A 10,144-nucleotide genomic window follows, 5' to 3' on the forward strand; every position below is an offset into this window, starting at 1 on the left:
TGACGCCTCCCCCCCCCGCACCCCGCTCAACAGCCCCCCCAGGCTTCGCGTCGTACGTGGGCGCGGCCCCCCCCCCCGGGGGGGGGCGGGCCCCGGCCCTTCTCCGTGCCACAGCCGTTCGGCGGCCAATCCCCGAGGCTTACCCCCGGATCGCCCGGCCAGTCGTCCTCCCGGCACTCGGGCACAACAGATCCCGCATTCGGCCAGATCGCGACGCGAAGCGATCAACAAGTGCTCACTATCTGCTGTCCGAACCGTCACTCAGACGTAACAGAAGCGACGGAAACGATGATTTGAGCAACTGGGTGTAGTGCTGCCTGTACGAAGCGTTATTCTCCTCAGACGCATTCCGGAACCCATTCATCAGCATCACGAGTGAACAGTCCGGCACTGCACGTGATGGAAGCTCTGCCTCTGGGAGTCCCGTGTACCCACACGTCGGGGTTGACGCCTCGGGCCTGGCTACGCTGCGCGCAACGGTCATCGACCGACTGCGCGGCTTCGTCCCCACCGCGTACGCCGTCCCCGCCTTTGCCACCCCTCTACCCGCAGGACCCTGCTACGCCCTGGCCGACGGCGGTGCCGCCGTCGGCAGACGTAGCCGCGGCGCCGGCGGCGGGTCGGGCACCGGCACGTCCACCGTCCGTCGGCCCACCGCCGACAGCGACAGCGCGCGCATGATGGACCTCGTCGAGCGCGCACAGGGAGGCGAAGCCGATGCCTTCGGCCGCCTCTACGACCAGTACAGCGACACGGTCTACCGCTACATCTACTACCGCGTCGGCGGAAAGGCGACGGCAGAAGACCTGACCAGCGAGACGTTCCTGCGCGCCCTGCGGAGGATCTCCACCTTCACCTGGCAGGGCCGTGACTTCGGCGCCTGGCTGGTCACGATCGCCCGGAACCTGGTCGCGGACCACTTCAAGTCGAGCCGGTTCCGGCTCGAAGTGACCACGGGCGAAATGCTCGACGCCAACGAGGTCGAGCGCAGCCCCGAGGACTCCGTCCTGGAGTCCCTCTCCAACGCGGCCCTCCTCGAAGCCGTGCGCAAGCTCAACCCGCAGCAGCAGGAGTGCGTCACACTCCGCTTCCTGCAAGGGCTCTCGGTCGCCGAGACCGCCCGCGTCATGGGCAAGAACGAAGGCGCGATCAAGACCCTGCAGTACCGGGCGGTCCGCACTCTCGCCCGCCTGCTCCCCGACGACGCCAGGTGACCGTTCGATCACCGGCTGTCGAAGTCTGAACCCTTCGGCAGTCGGATCATCTTTCGTCCGTAACCCAACTGCCCAACGGCTCGTTGTGCGGAATGCAGGCTCCCTGCGGTCACGCCATGCCCGCAGCCACTCATTCCATCGTGTGGATGCGCTCATGGCGTGCAACCTTCCGGACCACCCGGGGAGTCGATCGTCATGACGAGAGGAGGTGCCGCCAGTGATCGCTAACGTATCGGCGCACCGGCGGGCCAACGCCTTCGCCCAGGCCCTGGAGGACCAGGAACTCCAGGGCACGGCGGCCGAACAGCCCGAAGGTACGGCCGGAGCAGCCGAAGGGCCCGGTGACCAGGGAGCACTGCTCTCCCTTGTCGCGGGCCTTGGCGACCTGCCCGCACCGGAAATGGACCCCGAGGTCAAAGTGGTGCAACGAGCCCAGCTCGTCGCCGCCATGGAAGCCATGCTGCTGGAAGGCACCGCGGAAGGCCCCACGGGTCCTCAGGTGCCCGAGCAGCGCACCGGCCGGGGGGCCCACCGGGCCACCCTCCGGAAGCTGCGCCCCCGCTCCCGCTGGTCGAAGGGCCTCGCGGCGGGCGGCCTCACCGTCGGAGTGGCGGCCGGAGCCTTCGGCGGCGTCGCCGCCGCCAGCTCCAACGCCCTCCCCGGTGATTCGCTGTACGGGCTCAAGCGCGGCATGGAAGATCTGAAGCTGACCATGGCGGACGACGTGTCCGACCGCGGCCGGATCTACCTCGACCAGGCGTCCACCAGACTCCAGGAGGCCAGACGCCTCATGGAGCGGGGCAGAGCGGCTCAGCTCGACCACGAGCAACTGGGCGAAGTAAGACGCACGTTGAACGGGATGAAGCACGACGTCGACGAGGGCCACCGGCTCCTCTACGAGGCGTACGAACGCGACGGGAACATCGGCCCCATCCAGGCCCTCGACGCGTTCGCCAAGTCCCACCGCGAAAGCTGGAGCAGCCTGCGCGGCCTGCTGCCGGCCCAGCTCGGCGACGTCGGCTCGCAGGTGAGTTCCGTCTTCGACGCCATAGACCAGAAGGTCAACCCGCTCAGGCCACTGCTGCCCACGCTGCCGCAGACCGACCAGAAGCCGTCCGCCCCCGGCACCCACAAGGACCGCCCCGGCACCCCGCACCGCACCGACAGCACCCGCCCCGCCACCCCGGGCACCACCCCGGGCCGCCCCCACCAGGGCAAGCCCGGCAGCCCTCCGCCCGCCTCGTCGGACGGCAAGCCGTCCGAGAGCCTGATCGGCGGCGCCGGCGACCTGCTGGACCCCCCGTCCAACAAGCCCGCCCCGCCCGCCCCCGGCAAGCCGGGCAAACCCGCCAAGCCCGCCGTCCCCGACGTCACGATCCCGCCCATCCTCCCCGACGTGCTCCCGGGCCTGGGCATCGACGGCGAGGACCTCAACAAGCGGTAATCACACGGACATTGCCGGTGCAGCGGCGGTCGGAGCCTAGAAGAACACCGACCGCCGCTGCACGAGCAGCTTGTAGAGGGTGTGCTGGATCTGCTCGCGCACCTGGTCCGTCAGGTTGAACATCAGCATCGGGTCCTCGGCCGCGTCCGCCGGGTAGTCCTTCGTCTCGATCGGCTCGCCGAACTGGATCGTCCACTTCGTCGGCAGCGGCACCGCCCCCAGCGGCCCCAGCCACGGGAAGGTCGGCGTGATCGGGAAGTACGGCAGCCCCAGCACCCGCGCCAGCGTCCTGGAGTTCCCGACCATCGGGTAGATCTCCTCCGCGCCCACGATCGAGCACGGCACGATCGGCGCGCCCGCCCGCATCGCGGTCGACACGAAACCGCCCCGCCCGAAGCGCTGCAACTTGTACCGCTCGCTGAACGGCTTCCCTATCCCCTTGAACCCCTCGGGCATCACGCCCACCAGCTCGCCCCGCTCCAGCAGCGCCTGCGCGTCCTCCGCGCACGCCAGGGTGTGCCCGGCCTTGCGGGCCAGCTCGTTCACCACGGGCAGCACGAAGACCAGGTCGGCGGCGAGCAGCCGCAGATGCCGGCCCGCCGGGTGCTCGTCGTGCACGGCGGCCTGGAGCATCAGCCCGTCCAGCGGCAGCGTCCCGGAGTGGTTCGCGACGATCAGCGCCCCGCCCTCGGCGGGCACGTTCTCGATGCCCTTCACCTCGACCCGGAAGTACTTCTCGTACAGCGGCCGGAGCATCGACATCAGGACCTGATCGGTCAGCTCCTCGTCGTACCCGAACTCGTCGACCTCGTAGTCCCCGGTCAGCCGCCGCCGCAGGAAGGCGAGCCCGCCCGCGATCCGCCGCTCCCAGCCGTCGCCCTGCTCCTGCGGCTGCTCGGCGGGCTCCTGCGGGCCGTCCTCGGCCGACGCCGTCCGCTGCTGCGGTACGGGCGCGAGCGCACCCGCCGAGCCGCTCTTGCGGGCGCCGCCGCGCTTGTGGGCCCCCGCCCGTGCGCTCCCCGCGCCGCGCCGCGACCGGGGCTCGTCACCGAAGGGGATGACCTTGGCGTCGGCCATGTCAGATGCGCTCCTTGGATTCCGTGGCGGGCGGGGCTTCGAAGGACGAGGGCCGGGCGGGCGAGGCCTCGCCTGTCGGCCGTACGACGCGGGCGAGCCCGGAGACCCGTCCTGCCGCCCTGTCCACCGTACGGGCGAGCACCTCGGGCGGCAGCAGGCCCCGGCCCCGGCTGCGGGCGAAGTCCTCGAAGGTCCCGGCCGTCGTGTACGCGGGCTCGAAGCCGAGGGTCTCGCGCATCTGCCCGGTGCGCACCACCCGGCCGTGCGTCAGCAGCCGTATCTGCTCGGGCGAGAAGTCGCTCATCCCGACCGTCCGCAGCGCGGAGCCCACCCAGCGCACGGCAGGCAGCAGGAACGGCACGGTCGGCCGTCCCAGCCTGCGCGCGCACTGCGAGAGCAGCAACACACCGTCGCCGGCGATGTTGAAGGTCCCGCTGTTGAGCGTCCCGCGCCGGGGCTCGTGCGCGGCGATCCGCAGGACCTCCACCACGTCGTCCTCGTGGACGAACTGAAGCCTCGGGTCGTATCCGAAGACGGTCGGCAGCGCGGGCAGCGAGAAGTACTCGGAGAGCGGCGAATCGGCGCAGGGCCCCAGGATGTTCGCGAACCGCAGCACGCACACCGCGACGTCCGGCCGCCGCCGCGCGAACCCCCGCACATACCCCTCGACCTCGACGGCGTCCTTCGCGAAGCCCCCGCTGGGCAGCGCCTTGGGCGGCGTGGACTCCCCGAAGGCGGCCGGATCGCGCGGCGCGGACCCGTACACGCTGGTCGTGGACTTCACCACCAGGCGCTGCACGGTCGGCGACTTCTGGCACGCGCCGAGGAGCTGCATCGTCCCGATGACGTTCGTCTCCTTCACGGTGGCCCTGCCCCCGCCCCCGCCCAGCGGAGTGCCGGTGACGTCCAGGTGGACCACCGTGTCGACGCCGTACTCGGCGAGGACCCGGGCGATCGCGGGCTGCCGGATGTCCGCCCGTACGAAGTCGGCTTCGCCCAGTTGGTGCTCGGGCACGACGGCGTCGACCCCGATCACCCGGTCCACCTCCGGGTCCCGCTGCACGCGCCGCACGAAGCGGCCCCCCAGTTGCCGGGCCACTCCTGTGACGAGCACGACCTTTCCCAAGATCAGCGCCTTCCCCTCGGTCTCCCCTTCGGTCTCCCGGCCGGCCGGGCCGGGTCTCCTGGGTCTCCCCGGGCCACGTTAGCGCCTGGATGTCGCCCTGTGATGTCCTCGCGGCACTCTCGGCCACCCGGGGCCCACCCGGGGCCGGGGGGGCGTGCCGGGGCCGGAACGCAGAACGGCCCCCCTGCCGTTGCCGGCAGGGGGGCCGTTCCGAACTGCGTACTGCGTCAAGCCGTCGCTTACTTCTTGTTGCGACGCTGAACGCGCGTGCGCTTCAGCAGCTTGCGGTGCTTCTTCTTAGCCATCCGCTTACGCCGCTTCTTGATAACAGAGCCCACGACTACCCTCGCTTCTCTCTACTGGTGCGGGGCGTCTGGGCCCACACGACCTACAAGGGCCTAGCCTACCGCCCACCGGGTGAGGGACGTAATCCGAGGGCGGCCCAGGCCATGACTAGGCCGTCTCGACCCCCACGAACGACTCCCGGAGGTACTCGTGAACCGCTTGCTCCGGGACCCGGAAGGACCTGCCCACCCGGATCGCCGGCAGATGACCGCTGTGCACCAAGCGGTACACGGTCATCTTCGACACTCGCATCACCGAGGCGACTTCCGCCACGGTCAGAAACTTGACCTCGTTGAGAGGCCTCTCGCCTGAAGCAGTCATGACCCACCTGTACCTTCCGCACAAGACGCGCACCGGCTTCCCCTTCCGGTGACTCTTCGTCGCTGTGCGCTCACTCCCCAGACTAGGGGCGGGTGATGCGAGTGGGGAAGAGGAGATGCGTTCGGCCCGCTACCGTGACAGACACGCTCGATTGAGTACATAGCGAGTAAGCGGTCGGTAGTAATCAGACCGCACACCGTCATCAAGCGGAACGGCCACGGCAACCCGCCCCTCCGCCTCCCCGACGAACATCGCGGGGTCGTCCACATCCGCCGGCCCGATCGCCTCAAACCCGAGCTGACCTGCGCCGACGACCCAACCGTGATCTCCGACGACCAGCCCGGGCAAGGGCCTGCCACCCTCCGCCGCAGCCCCCAGAACCACCCGAATCGGCAGAGGAGAATGGGAGTGCACGCCGGGGTCACTCGCGCCGCCCCGTGCGCCGGGTTCGCGCATCAGCGCGACTCCTCGTACGTAGTCAAGGTTGTACGTACGTACGCCGAACCGGGTCGTTATGTCGACACGCTTCCCCCGCGCCGGGGTGAGCACTTCACATCCCGCCGCCGACATGGCCCCCGCCAACTCGGCGTAGAAATCGAGCAACCGGTGCGGATGGCCGGTCCCGAACAACACCGGAACCCGCCGCGCGGCCGCCTCCCCGATCCTCTCGGCGAAGGCGTCCAGGGCCGCCAGGGTCCGCTCCGGATCAATCGCGTCGGGCCCCACCCGGTACCCCGGATCCCCCGACACACCACACTTCTGCGCCATCAGGTCGACCAACTCCCCCTCCCCCCACCGCCTTTGGGGCTCCAACCCGAGCAACACCCGCGGATCACCGGCCCCGAACAGCCGATAACTCCGCAGACTCACCTCCCTCGACGTCGCCACGGCCCCCGCCAACCGCGCCGCCAACAAGTGCGCCCTCACTGCCCCACGACTCAACACCCCACCATGCTCCTCGCCCGCCACCCCCCTGTCCCCCGAACCCCGTCCCTCCCCACCGATCAGCCCAATCCCCTGGCTCCCTGGCCCCCTTGGGGCGACGGGGCCGCCCCAAGGGTGCGAGGGGGTGCCCCCTGCTCAAGCGAAGCCGAGAGCTCGGGGGAGGGCGGGCAAGGGGCGACCCCTGCCGCCCCCGGCCCACCCCGGCACCGCCCCGGGCCCGAGCGCCCGCACCGGCCGCACGCCCCCGCCAAGGCCGCGCCCCCGGCCCCGTACCCCCTACGCCAAAAGCCCCCGCAACGGAAACACCGCCCTCCTCGCCGCCACCACCGCCTGATCCACCCGGTCCCCCGGGTCATAACCCTCATCCCACCCCCGCCAAGCCACCGTCCTCCCATCCGTCATCCGCCCCGGCCCCGACTCCCCCCGCAACGAACGGACCCACTCCCGCCACACCTCCGGCACCTCCGCCTCCGGATCCACCGGCCGATGCCCCGCGATCCCCACCAGATGCGTCCACGCCCTCGGCACCACATCCATCACCGCATAACCCCCGCCCCCCAACGCCAGCCACCGCCCGCCCTCCACGTACTCATGGGCCAGCTCATGACACGCCGCCTGCACCGCCCGCTGCGCGTCCAGCGACACCGCCAGATCCGCCAACGGGTCGTCGACGTGCGTGTCCGCCCCGTGCTGCGAAACCAGCACCTGCGGCCGAAAATCGGCCAGCAGCTCCGGCACCACCGAGTGAAAGGCCCGCAGCCACCCCGCGTCCCCGGTCCCGGCCGGCAGCGCCACGTTCACCGCGCTGCCCTCCGCCGCGCCCTCCCCGCCGGTCTCCTCGGGCCACCCCGTCCCCGGAAACAGATGCCGCGGATGCTCGTGCAGCGAGATCGTCAGAACCCGCGGATCATCCCAGAACGCCGCCTGCACCCCGTCCCCGTGATGCACGTCCACGTCCACGTACGCGACCCGCTCGGCCCCCATCTCCAGCAACCGCGCGATCGCCAGCGCCGCGTCGTTGTACACGCAGAACCCCGACGCCGAACCGGGCATGGCGTGGTGCAGCCCGCCCGCGAAGTTCACCGCGTGCGCCGCGTCCCCCCGCCACAGCGCCTCCGCGGCCCCCACGGACTGCCCGGCGATCAGCGCCGACGCCTCGTGCATCCCCGCGAACGCCGGGTCGTCGACGGTCCCCAGCCCGTACGACCCGTCCGCCTCCCCCGGCGCACCGGACGCCGCCCGCACCGCGGCGACGTAGTCCTCCCGGTGCACGAGGTGCAACGTCGAGTCCCCCGCCGCCGGCGCGGCCACCACCTCCACCGCCGCGTCCAGCCCGAGGGCCCGCACCAACCCCATGGTCAGCTCAAGCCTGACCGGATCCATCGGGTGGTGCGGGCCGAAGTCGTACGCCGTGACGGCGTCATCCCACATCAACAGTGCGCGGCCGCTCATGCCCGCCACCGTATCGGTCGCCCTCCGCCGCGAAGGAGCGGGCGTACACCAGCGTCACCAACACCAGAACCATCGGTACGAGCATCGCCCCCCGGTAGTTCCACGCGTCCCCGATCGCCCCCACCAACGGCGACCCCACCAGGAACCCCACGTAGTTGAAGACGTTCAGCCGGGCCACGGCCCGGTCACTCGCCCCCGGGAACATCCGCCCCGCCGCCGCGAAGGTCTGCGGCACGATCACGCACAACCCGAGCCCCAGCAGCGTGAATCCGGCCATCCCGGCCCACGCCCCCGGAGCCGCCGCCACCACCCCGAACCCCATGGCAGCCACCACCGCCCCACCCCGCACCACGGCCGCCGCCCCGAACCGCCGCACCCCGAAGTCCCCGACGGCCCTCCCCAGCAACGTCGTCACCATGTAGAGGTTGTACGGAACGGTCGCCAGCGCCTCCGACGAGCCCAGCACGTCCTGGAGGTACTTGGCACTCCAGTTGGAGACCGTCGAATCCCCGATGTACGCGAACGCCATCACCATGCACAACGGCAACAACAGCTTGAACGAGAACGCCGCCCCCTTCGCCGCCGCGGCCGTCTCCCCCTCCCCGCCGTCCACCGCGTCGACGTACCACCGGCTCCCCACCAGCACCACCGGCACCAGTACACCCACAACCGGCAGGTAGAGGGCGAGCAGCGACAGCTCCCCGTGCGCCCCCGCCCACGCCAGCGAGGCCCCCACGATTCCCCCGAGGCTGTACGCCGCGTGGAACCCGGTCATGATGCTCCGCCCGTACGCCCGCTGAAGGCTGACGCCGAGCATGTTCATGGACGCGTCCAGCATGCCGACCGCCAGCCCGAACACCCCGAGCGCGACGGCGACATGCCACATCTCGCGCCCGGCCCCGACCCCCAGGAGGGCCAGCAGCACCATGGGCTGGGACCACCGCAGCACGGCCGCCGGCCCCGCCCGCTTCGCGATCGCCTCGGCGACGAAGCTGCCCGCGCCCGCCAGGATCGGCACCGCCGCCAGAAAGACCGGAAGCACCGCGTCCGACATCCCGTACTGCCTCTGCAACGCGGGGATGCGGGTCACGAGGATCGCAAAGGCAAGCCCCTGCGCGAAGAAGCTCAACGCCAAGGAAGCCCTGCCGTGCCGCAGGCGCGCATCTTTCATGAACGGTGAGAGTACGACTCGGGTCTACCCGTGGGTAGATGGATCACGCGCCCAATCTCGGCCCGCCCCTTAGCCGAGCAGCCCGAGCAACTCCTTCATGTCCGAGAAGAACCCCTTGGCTCCCGCCAGCCGCTCGGCGGGAGTCATCGCGGTGAACCCGTACACGTCCATCCCTGCGGCTCGCGCGGCCTGGACCCCGAGCGGACTGTCCTCGACGACGACGCACCGCCCGGCCGCCACTCCCATCCGCTCCGCCGCGTACCGGAACAGGTCCGGCGCCGGCTTCCCCTTCCCCACGTCCTCGGAGCTGAAGATCCACTCCTCCTCGAACCACTCGTCGAGCCCGGTCCTGCGGTGCCCGACCCGGATCCGCTCGTGACTCCCGGACGACGCCACGCAGTACGGCACGCCTTCGGCGACCAGGTCGGCGAGCACGTCCTCCACCCCGGGGACGGGCCGCAGCTCCTGCTCGAACGCGGCGAAGACGCGCTCGTGCAGCCGGTCCCCGAAGTCCACCGGCAGTTCCTGACCGGTCCGCTCCAGCACGAGGTCGTGCACCCGGTGCACGGCGGCCCCCATGTAGTCCCTGAGCGAGTCCTCGTACGTCGTGGGGTGCCCGAGCTCCGTCAGGTATCCGGAGAGAATCCTGTTCGAGAGCGGCTCGCTGTCCACGAGGACGCCGTCATTGTCGAAGATGACCAGTTCATAGCGCATGATCTGACCATAAACGCAAAAAAGCCGCTGCCCCCGAGTCAACAGACTCGGGGGCAGCGGCTTTTTAAAATTTGTTCGGCGGCGTCCTACTCTCCCACAGGGTCCCCCCTGCAGTACCATCGGCGCTGAAAGGCTTAGCTTCCGGGTTCGGAATGTAACCGGGCGTTTCCCTAACGCTATGACCACCGAAACACTATGAAAATATGAACACCTGGCTGTTCTCACAGGACTGTTCGTTATTTCAGAACTAACACAGTGGACGCGAGCAACTGAGGACAAGCCCTCGGCCTATTAGTACCAGTCAGCTCCACCCGTTACCGGGCTTCCACATCTGG

10 protein-coding genes and 1 rRNA gene are annotated in these 10,144 nt (G+C 70.2%); 2 read left to right on the forward strand and 9 right to left on the reverse strand.

The annotated features are described in order from the left end of the window. Positions 1-425 precede the first annotated feature (425 nt). Together ACIP93_RS09110 and ACIP93_RS09115 are read left to right on the forward strand one after the other, a co-directional pair. Positions 426-1,214, forward strand: a complete 789-nt coding sequence (locus ACIP93_RS09110) for an ECF subfamily RNA polymerase sigma factor, BldN family (protein WP_189821292.1) — start codon at positions 426-428, stop codon at positions 1,212-1,214. Between the two features lie 217 nt (positions 1,215-1,431). Next, positions 1,432-2,658 carry a DUF5667 domain-containing protein gene (locus ACIP93_RS09115; RefSeq protein WP_401756979.1) on the forward strand — a complete coding sequence of 409 codons (1,227 nt, stop codon included), beginning with the start codon at positions 1,432-1,434 and terminating at the stop codon, positions 2,656-2,658. A gap of 36 nt (positions 2,659-2,694) precedes the next feature. Here ACIP93_RS09115 and ACIP93_RS09120 read toward each other — a convergent pair whose 3' ends face one another. From ACIP93_RS09120 to rrf, 9 genes are all read right to left on the reverse strand, one after another. Continuing rightward, positions 2,695-3,735, reverse strand: a complete 1,041-nt coding sequence (locus tag ACIP93_RS09120) for a lysophospholipid acyltransferase family protein (RefSeq protein ID WP_345229120.1) — start codon at positions 3,733-3,735, stop codon at positions 2,695-2,697. Position 3,736: 1 nt separating this feature from the next. After that, positions 3,737-4,861 carry an NAD-dependent epimerase/dehydratase family protein gene (locus tag ACIP93_RS09125; protein ID WP_380837303.1) on the reverse strand — a complete coding sequence of 375 codons (1,125 nt, stop codon included), beginning with the start codon at positions 4,859-4,861 and terminating at the stop codon, positions 3,737-3,739. 239 nt (positions 4,862-5,100) lie between these two features. Further along, entirely contained in the window at positions 5,101-5,199 is a 99-nt protein-coding gene (locus ACIP93_RS09130) for a 30S ribosomal protein bS22 (RefSeq protein ID WP_003948845.1), read from the reverse strand. A gap of 115 nt (positions 5,200-5,314) precedes the next feature. After that, the gene (locus ACIP93_RS09135; protein ID WP_185027739.1) at positions 5,315-5,527 is read right to left on the reverse strand and encodes a helix-turn-helix domain-containing protein; all 213 of its coding nucleotides are present in this window, start codon (positions 5,525-5,527) and stop codon (positions 5,315-5,317) included. A gap of 129 nt (positions 5,528-5,656) precedes the next feature. Next, positions 5,657-6,472: a phosphatase gene (locus ACIP93_RS09140; protein ID WP_401757046.1), complete on the reverse strand. Its 816-nt coding sequence runs from the start codon at positions 6,470-6,472 to the stop codon at positions 5,657-5,659. Between the two features lie 276 nt (positions 6,473-6,748). Beyond that, a complete protein-coding gene (locus ACIP93_RS09145; protein ID WP_380837306.1) occupies positions 6,749-7,924 on the reverse strand; it encodes an acetoin utilization protein AcuC in 1,176 nt (391 codons plus the stop codon). Continuing rightward, the gene (locus ACIP93_RS09150; protein ID WP_401756983.1) at positions 7,893-9,095 is read right to left on the reverse strand and encodes an MFS transporter; all 1,203 of its coding nucleotides are present in this window, start codon (positions 9,093-9,095) and stop codon (positions 7,893-7,895) included. Before ACIP93_RS09150 ends, ACIP93_RS09145 begins: the two co-directional genes overlap by 32 nt. A 69-nt stretch (positions 9,096-9,164) precedes the next feature. Next, positions 9,165-9,809 (reverse strand): HAD family hydrolase, encoded by a 645-nt coding sequence (locus tag ACIP93_RS09155; RefSeq protein WP_380837312.1) that lies wholly within the window; start codon positions 9,807-9,809, stop codon positions 9,165-9,167. A gap of 73 nt (positions 9,810-9,882) precedes the next feature. After that, positions 9,883-9,999 (reverse strand): 5S ribosomal RNA (gene rrf / locus ACIP93_RS09160). Between the last annotated feature and the right edge of the window lie 145 nt (positions 10,000-10,144).

Source organism: Streptomyces sp. NPDC088745 (assembly GCF_044751045.1).
GTDB lineage: Bacteria > Actinomycetota > Actinomycetes > Streptomycetales > Streptomycetaceae > Streptomyces > Streptomyces cremeus.